Annotated in this window: 21 protein-coding genes; 6 read left to right on the plus strand and 15 right to left on the minus strand. The window is 54.5% G+C overall.

All coding sequences use genetic code 11. The annotated features are described in order from the left end of the window. Positions 1–122: 122 nt before the first annotated feature. Genes L6439_RS23135 through L6439_RS23145 form a run of 3 tightly spaced genes read right to left on the minus strand, consistent with a single transcriptional unit; the run spans position 123 to position 3,000 of the window. Positions 123–905 carry an STM4013/SEN3800 family hydrolase gene (locus L6439_RS23135; protein ID WP_168181957.1) on the minus strand — a complete coding sequence of 261 codons (783 nt, stop codon included), beginning with the start codon at positions 903–905 and terminating at the stop codon, positions 123–125. Further along, entirely contained in the window at positions 902–2,155 is a 1,254-nt protein-coding gene (locus L6439_RS23140; protein ID WP_237096618.1) for an STM4014 family protein, read from the minus strand. Before L6439_RS23140 ends, L6439_RS23135 begins: the two co-directional genes overlap by 4 nt. 8 nt (positions 2,156–2,163) lie before the next feature. Then, positions 2,164–3,000, minus strand: coding sequence for an STM4015 family protein (locus L6439_RS23145; protein ID WP_172878911.1), 837 nt, complete (start codon positions 2,998–3,000; stop codon positions 2,164–2,166). 375 nt (positions 3,001–3,375) lie between these two features. Between L6439_RS23145 and L6439_RS23150 the strand changes: the two genes are divergently transcribed. After that, positions 3,376–3,759: a hypothetical protein gene (locus L6439_RS23150; protein ID WP_168181954.1), complete on the plus strand. Its 384-nt coding sequence runs from the start codon at positions 3,376–3,378 to the stop codon at positions 3,757–3,759. A 121-nt stretch (positions 3,760–3,880) separates the two neighbouring features. Here the strand turns inward: L6439_RS23150 and L6439_RS23155 are convergent, their stop codons facing one another. Further along, positions 3,881–5,467, minus strand: a complete 1,587-nt coding sequence (locus tag L6439_RS23155) for an FAD-dependent oxidoreductase (RefSeq protein ID WP_168181952.1) — start codon at positions 5,465–5,467, stop codon at positions 3,881–3,883. 280 nt (positions 5,468–5,747) lie between these two features. Between L6439_RS23155 and L6439_RS23160 the strand changes: the two genes are divergently transcribed. After that, complete coding sequence (locus L6439_RS23160) at positions 5,748–6,569, plus strand: sugar phosphate isomerase/epimerase family protein (RefSeq protein WP_213470680.1); 822 nt, start codon at positions 5,748–5,750, stop codon at positions 6,567–6,569. A 65-nt stretch (positions 6,570–6,634) separates the two neighbouring features. Here L6439_RS23160 and L6439_RS23165 read toward each other — a convergent pair whose 3' ends face one another. The 6 genes from L6439_RS23165 to mgrA all read right to left on the minus strand — a co-directional run bounded on the left by L6439_RS23165 (position 6,635) and on the right by mgrA (position 14,174). Then, positions 6,635–7,240 carry a response regulator transcription factor gene (locus L6439_RS23165; protein ID WP_213470678.1) on the minus strand — a complete coding sequence of 202 codons (606 nt, stop codon included), beginning with the start codon at positions 7,238–7,240 and terminating at the stop codon, positions 6,635–6,637. Next, entirely contained in the window at positions 7,237–8,373 is a 1,137-nt protein-coding gene (locus L6439_RS23170; protein ID WP_213470676.1) for a sensor histidine kinase, read from the minus strand. Before L6439_RS23170 ends, L6439_RS23165 begins: the two co-directional genes overlap by 4 nt. Before the next feature lie 3 nt (positions 8,374–8,376). Further along, complete coding sequence (locus L6439_RS23175) at positions 8,377–9,114, minus strand: ABC transporter permease (protein WP_213470674.1); 738 nt, start codon at positions 9,112–9,114, stop codon at positions 8,377–8,379. Next, positions 9,114–10,025, minus strand: coding sequence for an ABC transporter ATP-binding protein (locus L6439_RS23180; protein WP_213470672.1), 912 nt, complete (start codon positions 10,023–10,025; stop codon positions 9,114–9,116). The genes L6439_RS23175 and L6439_RS23180 overlap by 1 nt, the downstream gene beginning before the upstream one ends. 1,331 nt (positions 10,026–11,356) lie before the next feature. Continuing rightward, complete coding sequence (locus L6439_RS23185) at positions 11,357–13,039, minus strand: alpha/beta hydrolase family protein (protein WP_213470670.1); 1,683 nt, start codon at positions 13,037–13,039, stop codon at positions 11,357–11,359. Positions 13,040–13,181: 142 nt separating this feature from the next. Further along, complete coding sequence (mgrA, locus tag L6439_RS23190; RefSeq protein ID WP_213470668.1) at positions 13,182–14,174, minus strand: L-glyceraldehyde 3-phosphate reductase; 993 nt, start codon at positions 14,172–14,174, stop codon at positions 13,182–13,184. Positions 14,175–14,428: 254 nt separating this feature from the next. On the opposite strand from mgrA, the gene L6439_RS23195 reads away from it, so the two are divergent. Further along, positions 14,429–14,533 carry a DUF6254 family protein gene (locus L6439_RS23195; protein ID WP_220084708.1) on the plus strand — a complete coding sequence of 35 codons (105 nt, stop codon included), beginning with the start codon at positions 14,429–14,431 and terminating at the stop codon, positions 14,531–14,533. Positions 14,534–14,771: 238 nt separating this feature from the next. Here the strand turns inward: L6439_RS23195 and L6439_RS23200 are convergent, their stop codons facing one another. Beyond that, a complete protein-coding gene (locus L6439_RS23200) occupies positions 14,772–15,053 on the minus strand; it encodes a hypothetical protein (RefSeq protein ID WP_237096619.1) in 282 nt (93 codons plus the stop codon). A gap of 47 nt (positions 15,054–15,100) precedes the next feature. After that, positions 15,101–15,880 carry a DeoR/GlpR family DNA-binding transcription regulator gene (locus L6439_RS23205; protein WP_213470665.1) on the minus strand — a complete coding sequence of 260 codons (780 nt, stop codon included), beginning with the start codon at positions 15,878–15,880 and terminating at the stop codon, positions 15,101–15,103. A gap of 350 nt (positions 15,881–16,230) precedes the next feature. Here L6439_RS23205 and iolA point away from each other — a divergent pair, with 350 nt between their 5' ends. Genes iolA through fba form a run of 3 tightly spaced genes read left to right on the plus strand, consistent with a single transcriptional unit; the run spans position 16,231 to position 19,615 of the window. Beyond that, a complete protein-coding gene (gene iolA / locus L6439_RS23210) occupies positions 16,231–17,694 on the plus strand; it encodes a methylmalonate-semialdehyde dehydrogenase (RefSeq protein ID WP_168181929.1) in 1,464 nt (487 codons plus the stop codon). A 42-nt stretch (positions 17,695–17,736) separates the two neighbouring features. Continuing rightward, positions 17,737–18,711, plus strand: coding sequence for a 5-dehydro-2-deoxygluconokinase (iolC, locus tag L6439_RS23215; protein ID WP_213470663.1), 975 nt, complete (start codon positions 17,737–17,739; stop codon positions 18,709–18,711). A gap of 49 nt (positions 18,712–18,760) precedes the next feature. Further along, complete coding sequence (gene fba, locus L6439_RS23220; protein WP_213470661.1) at positions 18,761–19,615, plus strand: class II fructose-1,6-bisphosphate aldolase; 855 nt, start codon at positions 18,761–18,763, stop codon at positions 19,613–19,615. A 117-nt stretch (positions 19,616–19,732) separates the two neighbouring features. Here the strand turns inward: fba and L6439_RS23225 are convergent, their stop codons facing one another. From L6439_RS23225 to eutH, 3 genes are all read right to left on the minus strand, one after another. Continuing rightward, entirely contained in the window at positions 19,733–20,263 is a 531-nt protein-coding gene (locus L6439_RS23225) for a hypothetical protein (RefSeq protein ID WP_213470659.1), read from the minus strand. A 28-nt stretch (positions 20,264–20,291) separates the two neighbouring features. Next, entirely contained in the window at positions 20,292–20,777 is a 486-nt protein-coding gene (locus L6439_RS23230; RefSeq protein ID WP_213470657.1) for a hypothetical protein, read from the minus strand. Positions 20,778–21,004: 227 nt separating this feature from the next. After that, positions 21,005–22,114: an ethanolamine utilization protein EutH gene (gene eutH, locus L6439_RS23235; protein WP_213470655.1), complete on the minus strand. Its 1,110-nt coding sequence runs from the start codon at positions 22,112–22,114 to the stop codon at positions 21,005–21,007. Positions 22,115–22,181 lie beyond the last annotated feature (67 nt).

Consider the following 22,181-nt stretch of genomic DNA (forward strand, 5'->3'; position numbering starts at 1 on the left):
CTGCCCCTCCGTTCGGCCTTCCGCCCGTCTATCCGTCAGCCTGTCTGTTCCCCTGTCCATTGGCCCGTTCACCCCGGCCGGAATTGATTGCGGCGCCCTCATCATGCCTCTCCCCTCTCTCATCATAGAAAAAACTCCCGGTACGGCACATTCCATACGACCTCGTGCGCAAGGCGATGCCCATGATAGCCATCCTCGCCATAAGCGGTGCCGTGATCGGAGAACGCCATGCAAAATGTCTTGCCCCGCTTGCGCAGCGCATCGAACAGATCGCCAAGCTGCTTGTCCACATAGCGCAGCGCCGCCCGCTGCGTCTCGACTGAATCCTCCCTCGCGCCGGGAATGAAATAATGGTTCGGCCCGTGAATCGCCGACACATTCAGGAACAGGAACAGCCGCTGCCCCGGATCGGCCCGATCCAGCAGCTTGAGCGCATGCTGCACCTGATGCTCGGTGGAGCGCGGGTTCGTCACCCCGAAGGTCATCCGCCAATAGCTCTCCTGGAAATAGCCGGGCAGCACTTTGGCCAGCTTGTTCTTTTTCGTGAAAAAAATAACCCCGCCGATGCATATCGTCCGGTATCCTTCCGCCGCCAGGCCGGAGACGATATCCGGCGCATCGAATTGCCATGTGTGCGGATGGGTCTTCAATCCGGTATTGCGCGTATGGAACAGCCGGATATGAGATGCCTTATCGGTGTTCGCCGGCGTAGGCAGGAAGCCTCCGAAAAAGGCATGGTGCGCCGCATAGGTGAAGCTGCCCGGCGTATGCCGCTTCTCCCACGGGCCGTCCGCGCACAGGTTCGGACAGTTCGCTTCCTCCAGCTTCGCCGCGTCATACCGCAGCGTGTCGAGCGTTATCATGACAATATCGTGGGTGCCCACGATTTGATTCATATCGATCATTGGTGATTTTTCCTTTCTTGCAGTTGGCGCATCTGCCATTCGTAGGTGTCCCACCCTTCATATTCGACCCGATAGAGCAGATCGCCGAAGGGATTGATGTCGACGGCATAGGTCATCCCGCTGCCGCGCCGGACGAGCACGTCGATTCCCGCCACGGACGAGGCCGGGAAGGACGCCAAGGCCGCTTCCGCGGTCGAGGCTACCGCTTCCGCCACCCCGGAAGCGATCATGCCTTCGTCCATCGGACGGCGCTCATTCCGCAGGTGCAGGTTCGTGATCGGGCTGGAGCTGAGCCGCAAGACGGCATGGCAAGCCGACCCGTTCACGACGAGTTGGCGGACATCGAATGATTTGCCGTCGAGGCGCTCCTTCGCGATCCAGCGCTCCGCATGAGCCCCTTCTCCGCAGAGCCAATCGACCATTCGGCGGATCACCGCATGATCCCGGTATTGCCGCAGGCGTCCCGAATTGAAAAAGACAGTCTCTCCCGCCCGTTCCTCCATCTCCAGCGTCGTGACCGCCAGCTCGGCTCCGGTCGAGGGCTGGCACTGATAGGCAATGACCCCGGCCGCTCCGGAGCCGCAGGCCAGCTTGAGGAAGAGGCGGTGCATGCCGCTCGACCGGATGGCCGCCTGCAGCCCTTCATAGCCGGTAATCGAACCGGCCGGGGCCGGGAGATCGGGGATCGGCACGCCATGCCGGGACAGATGCTCCCAGCAGCGCCGCTTGTCGAACATGACCGCAATATCGGCGGGATCGTTCACCCAGCGCACCGGGATGCCGGCCGATGAGGCCTGCAGCCGGAGCCGGGCGAGCAAGCGGCCATAGCCCCGGAACCATTGGGCCGGATAGCGGATCCGCCCATGCTCTTCGGGAAGGCGCCGCGCCGACTCCGCCGGGATGCTCTCCTGGCCCCGCGCCCCTTGCTCGTCCGCGGATCCGTTCAGGGCGCCGAGCGCGATCAGCTCCCGCTCGACTTCGGGATGCTCGCCCGGAGCATCCAGGCGGATGATCGGGCTTCCCGCCCCCGAACGGCGCACGCGGTCCAGCAATTCCTCCAGCGAGGCGTCTCCCTGCAGCAGCTCCTGATAGGTGAGCAGCAACGCGGGCGCCAGCCCGAATCTGCGGCGGGCCGCCTGCAGACCGTCCGTGCGCCGGTTCCCGGCATTGCCGATCAGGATGTACGGGGCGTGCCCTGCCGTTCCTTCCCGCACGGCACCCAGATCGGCGCTTGGTTCATGCCTAGACATGCTTATCCCTACTCCGTCAGGAACGGATAGCGCCATTCGTCTTCCGTATCCTGCTGATCGCTGACATCGACGGGAAGTCCGGAATCTTGCCAGCGCTTCACCATCTCGTCCGACATATAATGGTATTTAAGATCAAGATGCTTCAGCTTCTTGATCCGGGCACTGGCGAGCAGCGCTTCCGCGCCTGCATCCGACAAGGTGCCGTATGACAGATCGAGCGTCTCCAGTTGATCCAGAATCGGCGCATCGGCCAGCGCTTGCGCAATCTCGTCCTGAATCTCGCTGTCCTTCAATCCGAGGTAGGTCAGCTTCGGAAATAAACCGGGATCCGCTACAGACAACACGTCATCGATCGAACCCGAGAAGCCGTACTCATCCACGCCGAGATACAGCTCCAGCTTCCGCAGCTCCGGCAGCTTCGCGTTCCGGATGTCGGCCAGCACCTCTGCAGGCAGTCCGCCGCAAATAATGACCAACTCCTTAAGCCGCGCATGCTCCAAGGGCTCCAGACGCAGGTCCGTGCTTCCTTTGATCGTGAATGATTCCAGATTCGGATACGCCTTCAGCACAGGAGACAGGTTCGTCTGCATAATCCAGGAGACCTCGCAATCTTCATAGTCCATATCTCCGATGAACAGCTTTTTCAAGTTCGGGAACCGTTCCCGGTTCGCAATCAAGGTGTCGAGGAAGCTCTCGGGGGAATCCTCGTAGGCCTGTCCCCAATCGCCGATAATCAAGCTGACCAGCTGCTGGCTATGCTCTCCGGCTGCCAGCTTCTCGATCAGCGCAGACATCCTCTCTCCGTCTTCATATTCTTCATAGCCAACCGATAAACGAATTTCAATCACAGATAGCCCTCCCGTGGCGATATTGGTTTCCTATAGCGGTTACGGCAACCTATTCTTTTTCAACATGCCGGGAAAAAGTCCTGTATCGGTTCCACATTTTGGGCCTAAATTGCCGCAAAATGAATCCAAAGTCACGGGACGGTGGAAATGAATGGTTGATACAATAGAAGTCCCCTCTTCTGTATATTGTTCGGTAGCGGCGGCCCGTGCCCCTCTCTATGCCCGAACGTATGCGAAGGGGATGGCACAACACGATGCAGATGGGATACCGCTAACAGCAACATAGCGGTCCAGAGCCCCTCCGGGCCCTGCGCTCAGCCGCTTGCCGGGCAGGATCCGGCGGCATCCTGTCCGAGACGAAGGAGAATCCGAATGGAGAACACGACGTTGTGGATCATCATTGGAATTTTGGTGATCGATATTATCATTGTATTGTGCGTGGTATCGTCTATCTTGCGCAAGAAAAAGCGCGCGAGACAAGAAGAGCATGAAGTAATGACGCGAGGCATCCCCGCCACCGCCACAATTATGTCCCTGTCGCCGACAACAACCCACATCGATGATCAACCTGTTGTTCTGCTGTCATTGGACGTGGCGATGCCGAACGGAGAATCGTTTCCATTGGAGATCAAAACGGCCATTCATATGATAAACATTCCGCAATTCCAGGAAGGGGCGCAGATCAGCGTCAAAGTGCTGGAGGAACACGGAACGAAGCGCGTCGCCGTCCTTGGCACCGGCATGAAGACCCATTGACCCGTCCGCCTCTCCCGCGCCGTTCCCGAACCGCCTCGGCGAAGCGCTTGGTCGGCGCAACTCGGGCAGGGGGACGAACCTGAAATAGGGGGCCGTGGCCCCCTATTCTGTCCCGCCCAGACTACATCTCGAAGCCATCCGGCCAATGGATCTGAACGCCATTCTCCTGAATAAGCGACTGGAAGCATTCGAGATGGGACGGCTCCTCATGCACTTGATGCGGCGTCACCTTATGCTGCAGCGAATAGGCGACCAGATAGCCTGCCGATTCGCCAATGTTCCATTCCGTCGGATGCAGCCGATAGCTGCCGTTGGACACTTGAGTCGTGCCGATATTTTTGCATACCGGCAATATATTGGTCATCCGGACAGGCAGGAGGGCGCCCAGCGGAATCTCATATGGATAGCTTGGCAGGTAGAACTTGCGGTGCGAGGCCGTTGTCGTATGAAGATCCAGATGATAGCTGCCCACGCCGATGCTGTCGGTATAGCGGCGTATTCCCGCCTCTCCCCGCATCTCCTTGCCGACATCGGCTTCGGTAATGGTATAACGCGCCTTGATACGCCGCGATTCCCGAATGTACGGCGCTTTGGCCATGCCATCCGCCGTGCCGAGCACGTCTGTGCGCAAGCGAAGACCCGGGTAGCCCTTGCCGCCGTCCGGCCGCGGTATCTCCGTCTGCAGCCAGTAGAGGAGCGAGAAGCTCAACTGCTTCGCATTCTCCAGGTGCTGCCGCTTCTCCGCCTCGCTAACGCCGATAATCGGGCCCAGGTAGTAATCGTTCTGCGGCCAGTTCACCAGCGTGATGTCGCTCTCATAGAAGCCCGGTTCGAACAGGGACTTATCGATAATCCGCCGGTACGTCCACAGCGGCATTGGATCCTGGCCGTCGGAGAACAGGTTGAATTTGCGGTACTTGGTCGGATCATTGACATTGATCGTATACATGCTTAACAGAGGATAGATGGACGGCTCCGGAACATACTCCCGCCAGAAATCATATTGTTCCGGCTTCTCGATCGTAAAGTTCCCTTCCGGGAAATACTCGATGGCGAATACATGAGTGAACGACTGGATATCAAGGGGATTCGCCTTCTCGGACGCATGCAGCTCGCCCGTCTCCGCGCGGGACTCGGCCCCGATCACATGCTCCACCCCTGCGAGCGGCAGCAGATCGCCGCATTCGGTCGCGTCGAGGAAGTATGAACCTGTCAAGCGGGTCAACTGCTGGGTGCGCACATGCGATACCGTGACCGAACGGACGATATCGCCTTCCGTCTCGGCCTCCACCGGAATCGTCTCGTAGAGAATCGTAATCCGGCCGCTGCTCGTGTACGGCGCCAGCATGTCATGCAGCACGCGCAGCGCCACCTTCGGCTCATGGCATAGGCGGCTGACCCATCCCCGCCCAGGATTGAGCAAGGGATTATTCGCCGCTTGCTCGGTGAGCGGATAGTTCGCCCGGTAATAAGCCCGCACCCGCTCGCGAAGCTCCCGGTATGTACGGGTGCAGCCCATCGTCTCAATTGCCTTGTGCTCATCGGGAGGAACCGCCTGCGATGTCAATTGACCGCCGATCCAATCCGTCTCTTCCGTCATCACCACACGCATTCCCATTCTAGCCGCGGACAAGGCAGACGCGACGCCGCCCAATCCTCCGCCGATAATTACAACATCGGCCCGGATGTCATCCTTAATCAGCTTCATAACCCATTCCCTCCCTTTGATGTTAATTTCATGTATACTATAACACATCCTTACGTCCCTTTTCTTCCCTGCTTTCGATGCAAAAAAGTTTCTCCTATCTTTTACCTGATGCCCAGCTCTCGAATCCCCAAAAAAATCGATACGAAAAAGCCGTGGGAAATTCGACGCCATTATCATTTGGAGAGGGAGTCCGGTCTTATTTACACCTTCCCATTGCAATGGTAGAGTAAGTGAAAAGTTCCCCTGCAATCATCCTCATCTTATTGGAGGCGAGATGCCTATGTCTGAAGCCCACTCTCCATGGAAGCTGGGCACGTATTGGTACGACAAGGAATCGGTATCGCTTATGCAGTTAAAAGAAGCCGGCATCGCTTATATTGAGCTGAATCTGGATAACTATATCCCTCCAGAGGAAGGGCTTACTCCCGCCATGCGCACCCGCTACCGGCAGGCCGTGGATGCCGCCGGGAAGGCAGGCATCGAGATCTGGTCGGTTCATCTGCCCTTCGGGAACCCGTGGGACATCTCTACGCCCGATGACGCCGAGCGCCTCGCCATCATCGAGGCCCATACGCGCGTGATGGATTGGGCACGAGACTGGGGCGCGCAGGTGACCGTCATTCATCCGAGCTTCGAGCCGATTCCCGATGCGCAAAGAGAACGGCGGCTGAAGCTGGCGTCTGCCTCCGTGAGCGAGTTAAGTGAGCGGGCCCGTCTGCGCGGCCTGAAGCTGGCCGTCGAGGATCTGCCGCGTTCCTGCCTCGGCCGGAACAGCGCCGAGATCGCTGCCTTGATCGGCGATGCGCCGGATGCTGTCGTCTGTTGCGACACGAACCATCTGCTGACGGAGAAGCCGGAAGCGTTCATCCGCTTCCTCGGGAACCGCATCGGCACCCTCCATCTCTCGGATTATGACGGCGTGGACGAGCGCCACTGGCTTCCCGGCCGGGGCATCGTGAATTGGGCGGAAGTGCTTCAAGCGCTAATCGACAGCGGCTACGGCGGCCCCTTCATGTTCGAAGCGGACTACAAGGATCCCCATGAACTGGTACAATGCTACCAATCGCTGATGAAGCTTGTCAGCGACGCACGCACGCCATAGCCCCGGCTGTGCTGACCAACGAGACAAGCCAGAGCCGAACGCGGCTCTGGCTTGTTGCTAAGGGGTTATAACCATCCTTTGGACCTTGCGATCTCGATAGCCTCGATGCGCGTCCTGGCCTCCAGCTTGCTCATGATGCTGGACAAGTAATTGCGCACGGTGCCATAAGATAAATACAGCGCCGATGCTATCTCATTCGCGGTGCGCCCTTCGGCGGCAAGCTTCAAAATCTCACGCTCCCGATCGGTCAGCGGGTTGTCTTCTTCGCGAATTACGGCAAAGGCGAGCTCCGGCGAAATCTCCCGCTCGCCCCGCATGACGTTGCGTATCGCCTCGGCAAGCCGTTCGCTCGGCTCATCCTTTAGGAGGTAGCCTTGAATCCCGGATTTCACGGCCCGCTCGAAATATCCCGGCCGGGCAAAAGTCGTCAAAATAATAACCCGGGAATTCAAACGCCGGCGTTTCAGCTCTTCGGCTACATCCAGACCGCTTTTGGCAGGCATCTCAATATCCATCAGACATACGTCCGGCTCCAGCCTTGCGATCAGCGCCAGCGCCTCATCCCCGTCGCCGGCCTGCCCAACCACTTCAATATCATCCTCCAGATCAAGGAGGGATGCGAGCGCACCGCGAAGCAGCCGCTGATCTTCGGCGATAACGATCCTGATCATGCTGCACCTCCTCCGTCTTTCCCGTTCTTGACGATAAGCGGAACCGCCACCGTCAATTGTGTGCCGCCCCCATCCGAATGCAGCGACAAGCTTCCATCGATCAAGGCAAGCCGTTCCGACATGCCATTCAAACCGTTGCCCATGCCGCTTCCGCTGCGTAACCCGATACCGTCATCCTGCAGACGAATCCGAATCTCCGCGTTCGTCCGCTCGATATGAATGAGGCAGCTCTTCGCCCGGCTGTGTTTGACAATATTGGTCACCGCTTCCCGAATGCACAGGCTAAGCATATTTTGCGTCAGGTCCGGAACTCCCTCCAATGCCAGTTCCCCTTGAACCTGAAGCTCGATGCCGGCGCTCCCCAACATCCGCTCGGATTCCACCAGCTCCTGAGCAACCGTGACGGCGCGCATATCGGAGACGAGTTCGCGCACCTGCCGCAGCGCGGCCCGGGAGGTCTGCCCAATCTCCCGCGCTTCCTCCCCCGCCCGATCCATCTCCTGCTTCGCAATCAGCTTTTCGACCAATTGACTCTTAAGCGTAATAAGAGACAGCGTATGGCCGAGCGTATCATGCAGATCGCGGGCAATGCGCAGCCGTTCCTCCCGCTTCACCAGTTCCCGAATTTGCTCATTCGCTTGGTCCAGCTCCTTCTCCAGTTGCTGGCGCCGGTGCATCGACCGCATGCCGAATGGCGATGCCAGCATGATGGCAATAAACGGGATGAAAAAGATATACTCCGACACATGAATGGCTCGCAAATGGAATAACATCGGCAACAGGATGTACGCGACAAGCACGCCGTACGCAATATTGAATTTTCGCCTGTCCTCATAAAATGAGATGAAGTTCGCTGTATAAAAACCAAGAAACAAATAGTTGGGATTATAGAACGTGAGCAGAATAGCGCTTAACAGCATCTGCAGCGCAATCCAAAAGTCATAGGCCCGGCCCGAAGCGAAATAAAGCTGCCGATAGGTTACGACGAATAAGGCGATCATCGCGTAGCCGATGATTTTCTTTACTCCATGCTCGAATTGCATATTGTAAATAAAGAGGGTCATATAGATTAACCATATATAAGGATAAAATCCAAACTGTCTGGGGAACAAGCTGAACTTCGTCCGGGACATGAACTACACCGCTTCCTGCTTTTTTCGGATATACGTAGATAGTATCATAAACAGAAGCAGATAACCTGCCAAAAACAGTGCGTGCTCCCATTGCGGCGTCTCGCCGCGCACAATCTCCCAGGCTCCTCCCCCGAAATGATAGGCCGGAAGCAGCTTCGCAGCCGTCTGGAGGAACTTCGGCATAATATCCAGCGGGAACCACATGCCCCCTGTAATCGCCAGCAGCATGAAGATCGCGTTGCTGACGCCGCTCGCCGTATCTACCCGCTTCATCGTCCCCACGAGGGCGCCAAGCCCGAGGAACGGGATCGATGCGAGCAACAGCCACAAGCCGCAGCTAAGCCAGGCAGACCAGGACAAGGACACTCCATTCAATAGATACCCGCACAGAAAAATAGTGATAATCGAGAACAAATGCATCATGAACTGACCGAACATTTTCCCCGCAAAATAAATACTGCCCTGCAGCGGCGTAATTCGGATATATGCAGCCCATCCGTTCTTGCGCTCCTGCACGATGCGGATGCCCAAGGTCATAATCGCCGATCCCATAATGCTGAATCCAGTCATCGACATCAAATAATGGGCCTGCCACCAAGCCTTATTATCCACGCCGACATTCACGATGCGGGTAAAGATAAAATAGAAGACCATTGGCATCAGCAGGGACCAGAATACAAAGTACGGGTTGCGAATAACGCGCAGCAGTTCCATCTTGCACTGAAGAAATAACAGCTTCATCAGTATGCGACCTCCTGATTGCTCATGGTTAATTGCTCGAACGCCTCGTCCAGACGCCCTTGATCGATCCGAATATCCCGGGCCGGAAGCGGCCGCTCGAACATCGCGGCCAGCACGCCGTCGGTATCATCCGTGCGGATATGTATCCGCCCGCCGATCAAATCGCAATCCGACACATTCGGCCACAGGCGAATGCTGGCGCAGGCTGCCGCCGTATCTCCTTCGAGCCGGAAGGAGACGGATTTTTTGAGCAGCCGCGCTTTAATCTCTTCCGGCTTGCCGTCTTCCACGATCTCCCCCTGATGGAATAAAATAATCCGGTCGGCCGCATCATCCGCTTCCTGCAAATAATGCGTCGTGAACAGTACCGTCTTGCCTTCGGATACCAGCACACGAACCTGCTCCCAGAAGCGGCGCCGGGCGGCCACATCCATCCCTACCGTCGGCTCGTCGAAGAAGACCAACTCCGGGTCACCGGCCATCGCCAGTGCGAAGCCGGCTCGGCGCTTCTGGCCGCCGGACAGCTTCTCCGCATACATATTCAGCTCCGGCTTGCTCAAGCCGGTCAACTCGATCAGCCGCTCCATCGCCAGCGGCTTCGGGTAATAGCTGCGGAACATCTCGATGACCTCATGCACCTTCAGCATGTCGATAATACTGACGTCCTGCAGCATAGCGCCAATCCGCTGCCTTACTTGAAGATGACTCGGGTTCTGGCCGAACAGCTTAACCGTTCCCTCGGTCGGTTCGATCAAGCCAAGCAGCATCGAAATCGTCGTCGTTTTTCCCGCGCCGTTCGGCCCCAGGATGGCAACCACGGACCCTCGCATAATGTCGAGCGACACCCCGTTCACCGCCGTTTTATTTTTGAACCTTTTCGTGACATTGCGCATCTCAATCACTGCATCCATCTTGCGGTCCCCCTCACTCCTTGCTTCTGCCTTTATCATAAAGATTCGGGACTGGGCCGGTTAGTATGGACTGTCATGATGTCCATATGACAATTGTCATCTTATTCATTTCGCGCGATCAGACCTCGCTATCCCATTCGGTCAGATATTACACCCCCTGGGTCCTTTTGATCACTATCCCATTCGGTCAGATATGACGCACTCTGGTCCTTTTGATCGCTATCCCATTCGGTGTCAGATATGACCCACTCTGGTCCTTTTGATCACTATCCCATTCGGTCAGATATGACGCACTTAGGTTCCTTTTGATCGCTATCCCATTCGGTCAGATATGACGCACTCAGGTTCCTTTTGATCGCTATCCCATTCGGTCAGATATGACGCACTCTGGTCCTTTTGATCACTATCCCATTCGGTCAGATATGACGCACTCTGGTCCTTTTGATCGCTATCCCATTCGGTGTCAGATATGACCCACCCTGGTTCCTTTTGATCGCTATCCCATTCGGTCAGATATGACGCACTCTGGGTCCTTTTGATAACTATCCCATTCGGTCAGGAAATGACCCACTCTGCTTCCTTCGATAGCTATCCCCTCCAGTCAGGATATGACCACTCTGCTCTTTTTGATCGTTATTCCATTCCTTCAGATGACCCCTGCCTCGCAAGTGGTATAGCGGATGCAAGGGGTTATAGAGGTACACGGTATCCTGACTGCTTGGGAGAGTGATCATAAGAGGCTGGACACATGTACATTCTCCTGACTGCTTGGGATACCGACCGAAAGAGGCAAGGCACATGTACATCCTCCTGACTGCTTGGGATACCGACCGTAAGAGGCTAGATACATGTACATTCTCTCCTGATGCTTGGGGATAGCGACTATAAGAGGCAAGACACTTGTACATTCTCTCCTGACTTCTTGGGATAGCGATCGTAAGAGGCTGGACACATGTACATCCTCCTGACTGCTTGGGATACCGACCGTAAGAGGCAAGACACATGTACATTTTCTCCTGACTCCTTGGGATCGTGATCGTAAGAGGCTGGACACATGTACATCCTCCTGACTGCTTGGGATACCGACCGTAAGAGGCAAGACACATGTACATTTTCTCCTGACTCCTTGGGATCGTGATCGTAAGAGGCTGGACACATGTACATTCTCCTGACTGCTTGGGATAGCGGCCGAAAGAGGCAAGACACATGTACATTCTCTCCTGACTGCTTGGGATAAGCGACTGTAAGAGAGCAGCAACCTAGGCCAGGTTCATCTGGCAAAAAAAGAACCGCCGGCAGCTTTACGCTGCGGACGGTCCTTCGTGAGCAATTTAGTTACTGCGAATCCAGGCCGCGATATCTTTCATGACTTGTTCCGGCACGTTGCCTGGAATGATGTATTCTTGGCCGGTGGACGGCTTGTCGCTCTCCACGAATACGTGGTTCAGCTTCGGATACAGCTTGTATTGGACGTTGTTTCGGGTTTGCAGCGCCTTTTTCCAGCCGTCCAGGTGCTCTTTGCCGACCTGAGCGTCATTATCCCCCTGGATGATGAAGAGCGGCACTTGCTGATCCTTGGCTATCTCTCCACCGTGATAGTTGCGGAAATCTATCCACCAAGAAGCGTTCGGAAGCGCCAAATTGGCCGGAAGATTGTCGAGCGTATATTGCTCATCCTTGATGATGGCAACCATCTGCTTCCACATCTTCAATTGTCCTTCGGCCGCCGCGATGGCTTCCGCCGGCTGGCCGTTGTCTTTGGCAGATTGAAGCTGGCGTTCCATTTGCTCGATCATCAAATCTTCGATCGGCCCGGAAGGCCCGGCCGCGATGATAGCCCCGCGGATTCCCTTTTCGGTGTCGGCCTTGACGATATTCGGGATTAGCATGCCTCCCTGGCTATGACCAAGCACATAGATGCGATCCTTGTTCAGCCGCTTGTCTTGGCTGGCCCACTTCACCGCCAGAAGCGCATCATCGACCGTCTCTTCCTTCACGGTAAATCTCGGGATCGCTGCGGATTGAACCGGATATTCCCGCGTCCGCTTCTCATATCGAATCGTGGCAATCCCTTCCTTCGCCAGTCCAACCGCCATGTCCCGGAACGTCTTGGCAGCGCCAATCGACTCGTCACGGTCATTGGCCCCTGAGCCGTGAACCAGCACGAGCACCGGATAGGTGCCCGACGCGTTCGCAGCGGCCGGCAGGGTCAATGTGCCAGGCAGCTTGAACTGCCCGTCCCCGATGAAAATCGTCTCTTCCTTGTAAAGAGCAGCATCGTCATAAGCTGGCGGCTGGTAATCCCCGGATGGAAGATACGAGAAGAACACATCGTTCAACAAGCCGTTCTCTTTATAACGGAGTGTAAGTGACAGCATCAGTTCCTTGTCCGTCTTGAACAGCACCTGCACGTTCTGGTGCACGCCATCGTTGTCGGAGGAGGCTTGGACGAACTGCGTCGGCTTCCCGAACATTGGGATGATCTGCTGTGCCAAGCTAGATAAGCGCGCGACCTTCGTCGCTTCCTTCAGCTCCGGCGTCAAAAGAGAAGCCAACTGCGCTTCCTCTTCCGGCGCTTCCGCCAAGGCGGCCCACTGGACCGTAAATTGGGCAGCGCGCGTTTTCCAATCGGCCTCATCGGCCAGCACCTTGCCGTTCACCCACTTCCCTTGAATCTGCAGCGCCTCCTTAATGGCATTCCAAGCTATGTAATGATACCCCTTCTCCTTGCTCAGCAAGGAGCCGCCGTCGAGCGTGAGGGTTGTTCCGTTCACCTCGGAACGGCCGCTCGCGGAATCTATCGTCCACACCCGTTCGCCGAAAGTAACGGTGATTGTCTTCGTCTGCTGATCCCATTCCACGAGAGCTCCAATCGATTCCGCCGCCTGCCGCAGCGGTACGAGTTCAACCGCCGATTCCGTTGCCGAACCGATTTCCTGCGCCATCGCGAACGGCGCCATACTCCCAAATAACAGACACCCCGCGATCATCCATTTCCAACTGGCTTTTCCCATTAATTTCTCCCCTTATCCCTCGTCATATGTGACTGCAACGACATTAATGATTGATAAATGTCTCAAAAAACAATAGCATAGCGTTTCTTTGGGTGTCAAAAAAATCACCAAAAGGAGAGACGGAGTCGGCCTCTCTGTTAGATTATGATTGCAACACTTGGTCGATGTCGGCCAATTCTTCCGCCGTGAACGCCGACTGCTCCAGCGCCTTCACGTTTTCTTCGATCTGGCTGACCCGGCTTGCGCCAATGAGAGCGGAAGTGACCTTTCCGTCGCGCAGTACCCAGGCAAGGGCCATCTGGGCAAGCGACTGGCCTCGACCTTCCGCGATCTCATGCAGTCGGCGGATCTTGGCAATAACTTGTTCCGACACTTCTTCCTCTTTTAAAAATCCGGATGCCTTTTTGGCTCGGGAATCTTCCGGGATCCCGCGGAGATAACGATTCGTCAACAGACCTTGCTGTAGTGGACAAAATGCGATGCTGCCAACGCCATGTTCCTCCAGCACGCCTTGAAGTCCATCCTCGATCCAGCGGTTGAGCATCGAGTAAGACGGCTGATGAATGAGGAGCGGGGTCCCCAATTCCTTCAAAATCCGGATCGCTTCGCTGGTCTGCTCCCTGTCATATGAGGAAATGCCCACATACAGCGCCTTCCCTTGGCGGACAACTTGGTCGAGGGCCATCATCGTCTCTTCCAGCGGCGTATCCGGATCCGGACGGTGCGAATAGAAGATATCGACATAGTCCAGTCCCATCCGTTTCAGGCTTTGATCAAGGCTGGCGATGAGATATTTTCTCGATCCCCATTCGCCGTACGGGCCCTCCCACATGTAGTAGCCGGCTTTGGTCGAGATGATCATTTCATCCCGGTATGGACGGAAATCCTCCTTCAGCATTTGCCCGAACATAAGCTCCGCGGAGCCGGCGGGCGGACCATAATTGTTCGCCAGATCAAAATGCGTTATCCCCAGATCGAACGCGCGGCGCAGCATAGCCCGTCCGTTCTCGAATGAATCGATGCCTCCGAAATTATGCCATAGCCCCAGCGAAATCGCGGGCAGCTTCAAGCCCGAACGGCCGCAGCGCCGGTAGACCATCGAATCATAACGGGTGGAGTCTGCTTGATATACCATATCCCACTTCTCTCCCTTCATGGAGCCGCCAAGGATGGAAGCTCGTTCCTCACCTTATTATACCTTTTCTTCCCCCGGTGCGCCTCCTGACTTTGGCGGGGATAAGGAGGGGCGGCCAGAACCATATTAATAACACATTCGATGGGAAGAGTCCGTCCGGCTATGCCGGGCAGACCGGCAAGGTTGTGCGGCGTCCTGTCGAATGACGTGTGTAATCGCCCTTATTTTCCATCATCATGAAGGAGGATGAGCCGATGACCTCTCCGAAGCACCGGCGTGTCAATGCGGACAAAATCCGCAAACAAACTCCGCACTCCCACGGCAAAGTGAAATCGTTCCGCGAGCTGGCCGAGGAGTAGCACGGCATGGGACAGACATCTCCGGGCGGAAGCCCTGGCGGGATGTCTTCCTACCCCTTCGCTTCGGTGATCGGGCAAGATGACCTGACTCCACCGAATGAACGGGATCCTCCTTGGGCAAACTAAGATCATGCAATTATGTGTCAAGGGGATGAGTAACATGCATACGGCACTAAGTCTCGCTTTTATTACAATCTATGTCTTTATGGGCGTGACGATATTTAGATCGCTTTTCAAGCTAAAAGCAAAATCCGAATGCGATGATGAGGCTTCCATCCTCGAATGCGACAAACAAGTGGTTCATTTGTTGGCCATGTTTATGATATGGGGCGTTTCCCTTATCTTTATTATTTGGTTTGCGCTGCATTTCTCTTTTCCCAAGTAAAAGAATGAGGTATCTGGCTTGCAGAGTATATGTAAAAAAAACTCCGTCACCGGAGTTTTTTGCTTGATAGCGGTCGCTGTTAGGCACATCGAATGCCTCCACCATCGCTTCGGGCACGTCCAGCAGTTGTCTCAATTCTTGTTCCGGCCCTCGATAACATCAAAACCCAGCAATGGCATAGGTTATATCCCCTTTGTCCCCGATTCCTGTTCCGCCGCAAGGACGGCAATTCCGTGTTCGTCGCAGTACTCTTGGTATTCCTTCGGGAGCGGCTGCGAAGTAATCAGCGTGTCGACCTTGTCGAACGGGGCATAGGTCAACAGCGTCGAGCGCCCGAATTTGGAGGCATCGGCCAGCAAGTAGACCTGCTGCGCCTTGTCTACGATTTTCTTCTTAATCTCGTATTCCAAAATATCCGAGTTCGTCAATCCGCTCTCAATCGAAACGCCTGTAGCCGCCATAAACGCCTTGTTGATATTGTATTTGTCGAGAATATGAAGGCTGTCGTTGCCGACGAACGATTTCGTATCCCGCTTATAGCAATTGCCGACCGTCAAGAGCGTGATATGCTCCAGATTCGCTGCGGCATTGATAATGTCAAGACTATTCGTCAAAATGGTCAGCTTCGGCACTCGCGGCAAATGCTCCACGATACTGCGCGTCGTCGTGCCGGAATCGATATATATCAGTTCATTTCCTTCCACAAATTGAGCCGCGCATTTGGCAATGGCCGTCTTCGCCGATGAATTCCTAATATCCCGGTTCTCAAACGGAACCAAATGGCTGGACATCGAAGTGACGCCGCCATAGACCTTCTGGATTGCCCCCTTATCCAAAATATTGTTAATATCACGGCGAATCGTGTTTTTCGAAACATTGAAGTGCTCGCACAGCTCGTCCAACGAGACTGTTCCCACGGAATGGATGTAGTCTTCGATATCCTGCAGCCGTTTCTCCCGCATCGGCTCCTCCCCCTTATTCTTTTTTACAAAAAATATAACACATAACCAATAGTTAATCAATAATTGACAAACTTACATACTAAAAAACCACTTTGAAACCGATTTACGATTCAATATAATCATAAAATGACCAAAAAAGGGTTTGACAATAACTCACATCGGGATTAATATGTACTCAAAAGATAACCAAGAAATGATACGAGTTCATCAAAATAATAACCATATCTACAGGCATAATTCAAAGCACTTGTTTTTATTTTTGTTTTGCACGTCTTTCGAAAGCGCCTTCTTTTTGATGGATCTGTCGGTTTCTTGGATATCTATGATCTGCAATATGGAGGAGGAGCACCATGAACGAGATCCGAAGAATCAAGAACTACATCAACGGCGAATGGGTAGAAAGCAGCACGGCCCAGTATGAAAGCGTATATAATCCGGCTACCAAGGAAGTGATAGCGCAGGTTCCCCTGTCGACGAGAGCCGAGTTGGATGCGGCGGCAGCCGCCGCGGCGAAGGCATTCGAGGAATGGAAAAACGTAGCTGTTCCCCGCCGGGCCCGAATTCTTTTCCGCTACCAACAGTTGCTCATGGAGCATCGGGAAGAGCTGGCGCGCCTGATTACGATCGAAAACGGCAAAAACCTTACGGAAGCGCGCGGCGAGGTGCAGCGCGGCATTGAAAATGTCGAGTTCGCCGCCGGAGCGCCCACGCTGATGATGGGAGACTCCCTTTCCTCCATTGCGACGGACGTAGAAGCGGCGAACTACCGGTATCCGATCGGCGTCATCGGCGGCATCGCGCCATTCAACTTCCCGATGATGGTGCCATGCTGGATGTTCCCGATGGCGATCGCGCTCGGGAATACGTTCATCCTCAAGCCTTCGGAGAGAACGCCGCTCCTGACGGAGAAATTGGTGGAACTGTTCACGGAAGCCGGGCTGCCAAAAGGCGTCTTCAACGTCGTCTATGGCGCGCATGACGTGGTGAACGGCATCCTCGAGCATCCAGACGTCAAAGCGGTATCCTTCGTCGGATCCAAGCCGGTAGGCGAATATGTGTATAAAAAAGGAAGCGAGAACCTGAAGCGCGTACAAGCGTTGACCGGAGCAAAAAACCATACCATTGTCCTGAAGGATGCGAATCTGGAAGAGACGGTGACGAATGTCATCTCCGCCGCCTTCGGATCTGCCGGCGAACGATGCATGGCTTGCGCCGTCGTAACGGTCGAGGAGGACATTGCCGACGAGTTCATCGCGCTGCTGCGCGAACGCGCGGCCGGCATCAAAATCGGCAACGGCCTCGATGACGGCGTGTTCCTCGGACCCGTTATCCGTGAAGAAAATTTGAAGCGGACCCATCAGTATATCGAGAAAGGAATCGAGGAAGGCGCCAACCTGCTGTGTGACGGCCGCGAATCGGTTTCGGAGGACGGTTATTTTGTCGGGCCGACCATTTTCGACCAAGTTACGACCGAGATGACGATTTGGAAGGAAGAAATTTTTGCTCCGGTGCTCTCGATCATTCGCGTCAAAAATTTGAAGGAAGCGATCGAGATCGCCAATCAATCGGAGTTCGCCAACGGGGCGTGCCTGTTCACGACCAATGCGTCCGCCATCCGGTACTTCCGCGAAAATATCGATGCCGGCATGCTCGGAATCAATCTGGGCGTCCCTGCGCCGATGGCCTTCTTCCCATTCTCGGGCTGGAAATCGTCGTTCTACGGCACCTTGCACGCGAACGGCAAGGACAGCGTCGATTTCTACACGAGAAAGAAAGTCGTGACGGCACGATATCCAAAACCTGCATTTGAATAAAGCCGGTTCTGCATTTTTAGATCAAAAAAAGGAGTCCTTGCTATGCCTCATGCCATGGATAACACCAAGAAGTACGATATTATCGCCATTGGTCGCGCCTGTCTTGATTTGAATGCAGTGGAATATAACCGTCCGATGGAAGAGACGATGACCTTCTCCAAATATGTCGGCGGCTCCCCCGCGAACATCGCGATCGGAAGCGCCAAGCTGGGCTTGAAAGCCGGGTTCATCGGCAAAATTCCCGACGATCAGCATGGGCGGTTCATTCGAAATTACATGACCGGCGCGGGCGTCGACACTTCCCATATGGTGTCCGATACGGAAGGCCGCAAAGCCGGACTGGCCTTCACGGAGATTAAAAGCCCGGAAGAATGCAGCATCCTGATGTACCGCGACAACGTGGCCGATCTGTATCTGAAGCCCGAAGAAGTGAGCGAAGCTTATATTCAACAAGCGAAGACGCTGCTGGTATCCGGCACCGCGCTGGCGCAAAGCCCGTCCCGGGAAGCGGTCCTGCAAGCGATTCATTATGCCAAAAAGCATGAGATTGAGATTATCTTCGAATTGGATTACCGCCCTTATACCTGGACATCGGTCCACGAGACATCCGTGTACTATACGCTGGTCGCGGAGCAAGCGGATATCGTCATCGGAACGCGGGACGAGTTCGACGTAATGGAGAACCGCAAGGGCGAGAATGAAGCGACGGTTCAATATCTGTTCCGGCACAAGCCGAAGCTGATTGTCATCAAGCACGGCGTGGAAGGCTCCTATGCGTATACGAAATCCGGCGAGGTGTACCGCGGGCGAGCCTATAAGAGCAAGGTGCTGAAAACATTCGGCGCAGGGGATTCCTATGCCGCGGCCTTCCTCTACGCCCTGCTGTCCGGCAAAGATATCGAAACCGCTCTCCAATACGGCAGCGCTTCGGCTGCGATTGTCGTCAGCCGGCACAGTTCCTCCGAAGCGATGCCATCGGTTGAGGAGATTGAGGCGCTTATCCGTGCCAACGCGTAATCAGAAGGAGCCTTGCGGAAACTATATATAGGCAAAAAGGGGAACAAGAATGACATTCGTACCGATGACAGAGATGCTGCAACGCGCTCTGAAGGAAAACTATGCCGTAGGGCAGTTCAATATCAATGGTCTGCTGTGGGTACAAGCCATTTTGCAGGCGGCGGAGGAAGCCCGGTCTCCTGTCATATTGGCGGCCTCCGATCGCTTGATCGAGTATCTGGGCGGATTCGCCACCATCGCATCCATGTTGAAAGCGGTGAAGGAAGAGCTGGAGATTACCGTGCCGGTCGCGCTTCATCTCGATCATGGCTCCAGCTTCTCCCGCTGCGTGCAAGCGATTGATGCCGGGTTCAGTTCGGTCATGTATGATGGCTCCCACCTGCCGATTCAAGACAATATCGCCAATACGCATAAGGTAACCGCTTACGCCCATGCTCACGGCGTATCCGTCGAGGCTGAGGTCGGCTCGGTCGGAGGAATGGAGGATGGACTCGTCGGCGGGATACGGTATGCCGATCTGTCCGAATGCGAGCGCCTGGTCAGAGAGGCCGGCGTCGATGCCCTCGCCCCCGCGCTCGGCTCCGTTCACGGCAAGTATCAAGGCGAGCCCGTGCTCGGCTTCAAGGAGATGCAAGCCATTGCGGAAGCGGTGCGCATTCCGCTCGTGCTTCACGGCGCATCCGGCATTCCCCTCCCGCAATTGAAGCGGGCGATTGAACTGGGGCACGCCAAAGTGAACTACAATACGGAGCTGGTGACGGCTTGGGCCGAAGCAGTCAGAACGGTGATGGAAGAGAACCCGTCTCTGTGCGAGCCTAGAGCGATCATGATGCCTGCCAAGGAAGCATTGGTTGCCAAAGTGAAGGAAAAGATAAACGAATTGGGCTCTGCCGGCAAAGCGTAGCTTCCTGCCTCTCGCCCTCTCCCCGCACCAAAATCGGAGGCCGGCCTTGCAGGACGGATCGGGCAGCAAAAAAACACCCCAAAAGGGTGCTTTTTTGTGCTGCGCATGCCTGCGATTCTATTGAAGGGGCGTTGAGTTAAGGCACTTCAACAGGCATCTCTCCATCATAATTATTGTAGTACCAGGTAGAATACCCATCTGCTTCGTGCTCTGAGCCAGAACCTGTTTTCTCATTATAGTCCGATTGGTACGCATCATCACTTGCTTTATCCCCATCGACATTAAAGCTGATAGAGATCGCGGGTACTCTTTTGCTTTTTTTGCAAATTTATAGTTTTGAAAATATTGCCCCTCTATGACTTCCTCAAACACGCTAGGTGTTGTAGCAAACTTCCTCGTGTCCAGATATATTTCTTTCGTCTTTGTCTCCTGATATTGCTTCTTCATCGTGTATACGAATTGCAGCTCCGTTGGAGCAAACCTGACTTCCACACGATCTATTCCGCTGTAATGATCGAGCATGCGCTGCCGGAATTCATCCACAATCGGTGAAGCTACCTTTTTATAAGTCATACAACCGGCTAGCAGGACAATCGCCAGGAGTGTACAAACCCAGTAGCGCTTTTTCAAAACCCCACATCCATTCATTACTGCAACTCCTCAAGGTATAAAAGCGTCATTCGAAGTACATCAATCCGCCTTGCCACCATCCGTATTTCATTGCATCAAAATGAACCCGGTAATCGATACTATACTGGCCCTTAGATAACTCTATCGGTACAAAAGTTCCATACGTCCGCTCCGAATATAAGCTGACGTCTTCTTTAGCTGCAAGCGTCGAGTAGCTAGGACTTGCGTGTTGCAAGTTAATCATATGTTCTCTATTTTCTTCATTTCGGATGTTTTTATAAGTATCTTGAAGATCGGATTGCTTCTTCTCGATAATATTTGTTACTTCATTAATTTGCCTTATATTAGTTATATCAAAATATTGCACATTTTGATTCATTTCTCTTTTTATCAAATACTGCATTGGCAGTATAAAAACGAGTTGAGCGGAGCCTGCGTCGGAAGCGTTCGTTGCATTCATCTCGCTGAGAATGTTGGAAATAATATTATCTTCAATAAAAATATTGTAGGCGGCATATCCTTTACTCCTCATTCAAAAACCCCTCCTTTAATGTAAATATTTAAGATCGAAAAGAGAAGGAGCAGCAGGCCGCTTGCGTTGAACTGCAACTGTCGAGGATTCCCCTTTCATTTTTCATGCAAAAAAAAGCCCCGCAGCCGATCAATCGGCCTGCGAGGCATCAAATATATATATGAGAGCTCAGTATTGAGAGAAAACGTTACACAACCGAGCAGCGGCTTGCTGAGCAAGCCCGGCCTTTAGGCGGCCTCCTGCTGCCCTTCGTTCGGTTCCGGCACCATTTTCTTCGCCAAGTATACAGCTACGAAGATGGCCGTAATGCCGCCTGCCAGCTTCCCGACGATCATCGGGAAGATCATGTCCTTGGCGACCCCGGCCGTAAAGCCGAGGTGATCGCCGAATACGAATGCCGCGGACACGGCAAAGGCCACGTTGATCACCTTGCCCCGGGCATCCATGTCCTTCATCATCCCGAACATCGGGATGACGTTGGCGAGCGTGGCAACCATGCCCGCCGCCGCAATCTCGTTCATGCCAAGCATTTTGCCCAGCTTCATCAGCGGCTTGTTGAATACCTTCGTGATAACGAAGACCATCGCGAAAGCGCCGGCCAGTACAATGGAAATGTCGCCGACAATCTTGATTCCTTCCTCAATCGGCGCGAGTCCGGGAATAATCGTGATGTCCGTCAACTGCTGCGTAATGCCGGCCGCGAGTCCCAGCGTCGCGACGATAACGATGAACTGTCCGAAAATGGTGAAGCCTTTGATCATGCCTTGCGGGAACTTCCACAAGCCAAGCACGATCAGCAAGGCGAAGAGCAGAATCGGCACCAGGTTGGACACAATCATCATAATCGGAAAACCTGCCGCCAATCCCCCGAGCAAGCAACCGATAGGAATTGTGACAATGCCGGCCAAGACGCCGGTAGCCAAATATTTGTGGTCTTCCTTCTTAATGATGCCAAGCGCAACCGGAATGATAAAGACGATAGTCGGCCCGAGCATGGCGCCGAGGATCGTACCCGCGAACATGCCGGCTTCCGGCGTCTGCGCCAATTCCTGCGCCAATGAAAATCCGCCCATGTCGTTGGCCAGCAGCGTCGTCGCGAACATCGCGGGGTCTGCCCCCAGCGCGCTGTACAGCGGGACGACAATCGGACTTAACAATTTGGCCAGCACGGGAGACAGGGAGATGATTCCGACCATCGCCAGCGTGAGCGAGCCCATCGCCATAAGCCCCTCATCGAATTGATGCCCAAGCCCGAATTTGTAACCGAGGCATTTGTCGATGGCGCCGAGAATCATGAAAATAACCATGCCGTAAATGATGATTTCGTTAATCTCCACGAACGTGCTCCTCCATTCTTATTGTGCGTGTTGAATTGCGTGTTAGCGTTCGTATCGAACGATATAT

It is taken from the genome of Paenibacillus dendritiformis, assembly GCF_021654795.1.
GTDB lineage: Bacteria > Bacillota > Bacilli > Paenibacillales > Paenibacillaceae > Paenibacillus_B.

Excerpts from the sequence above, each read along its gene's own strand:
- L6439_RS23225 (WP_213470659.1), bottom strand. The coding sequence starts at position 20,263 with ATGAATGGATGTGGGGTTTTGAAAAAGCGCTACTGGGTTTGTACACTC.
- fba (WP_213470661.1), top strand. The coding sequence starts at position 18,761 with ATGACATTCGTACCGATGACAGAGATGCTGCAACGCGCTCTGAAGGAA.
- L6439_RS23205 (WP_213470665.1), bottom strand. The coding sequence starts at position 15,880 with ATGCGGGAGAAACGGCTGCAGGATATCGAAGACTACATCCATTCCGTG.
- L6439_RS23180 (WP_213470672.1), bottom strand. The coding sequence starts at position 10,025 with ATGGATGCAGTGATTGAGATGCGCAATGTCACGAAAAGGTTCAAAAAT.
- L6439_RS23175 (WP_213470674.1), bottom strand. The coding sequence starts at position 9,114 with ATGAAGCTGTTATTTCTTCAGTGCAAGATGGAACTGCTGCGCGTTATT.
- L6439_RS23150 (WP_168181954.1), top strand. The coding sequence starts at position 3,376 with ATGGAGAACACGACGTTGTGGATCATCATTGGAATTTTGGTGATCGAT.
- L6439_RS23135 (WP_168181957.1), bottom strand. The coding sequence starts at position 905 with ATGATCGATATGAATCAAATCGTGGGCACCCACGATATTGTCATGATA.
- L6439_RS23170 (WP_213470676.1), bottom strand. The coding sequence starts at position 8,373 with ATGTCCCGGACGAAGTTCAGCTTGTTCCCCAGACAGTTTGGATTTTAT.
- L6439_RS23165 (WP_213470678.1), bottom strand. The coding sequence starts at position 7,240 with ATGATCAGGATCGTTATCGCCGAAGATCAGCGGCTGCTTCGCGGTGCG.
- L6439_RS23230 (WP_213470657.1), bottom strand. The coding sequence starts at position 20,777 with ATGAGGAGTAAAGGATATGCCGCCTACAATATTTTTATTGAAGATAAT.
- L6439_RS23140 (WP_237096618.1), bottom strand. The coding sequence starts at position 2,155 with ATGTCTAGGCATGAACCAAGCGCCGATCTGGGTGCCGTGCGGGAAGGA.
- L6439_RS23155 (WP_168181952.1), bottom strand. The coding sequence starts at position 5,467 with ATGAAGCTGATTAAGGATGACATCCGGGCCGATGTTGTAATTATCGGC.
- L6439_RS23195 (WP_220084708.1), top strand. The coding sequence starts at position 14,429 with ATGACCTCTCCGAAGCACCGGCGTGTCAATGCGGACAAAATCCGCAAA.
- L6439_RS23185 (WP_213470670.1), bottom strand. The coding sequence starts at position 13,039 with ATGGGAAAAGCCAGTTGGAAATGGATGATCGCGGGGTGTCTGTTATTT.
- mgrA (WP_213470668.1), bottom strand. The coding sequence starts at position 14,174 with ATGGTATATCAAGCAGACTCCACCCGTTATGATTCGATGGTCTACCGG.
- L6439_RS23160 (WP_213470680.1), top strand. The coding sequence starts at position 5,748 with ATGTCTGAAGCCCACTCTCCATGGAAGCTGGGCACGTATTGGTACGAC.
- iolA (WP_168181929.1), top strand. The coding sequence starts at position 16,231 with ATGAACGAGATCCGAAGAATCAAGAACTACATCAACGGCGAATGGGTA.
- iolC (WP_213470663.1), top strand. The coding sequence starts at position 17,737 with ATGCCTCATGCCATGGATAACACCAAGAAGTACGATATTATCGCCATT.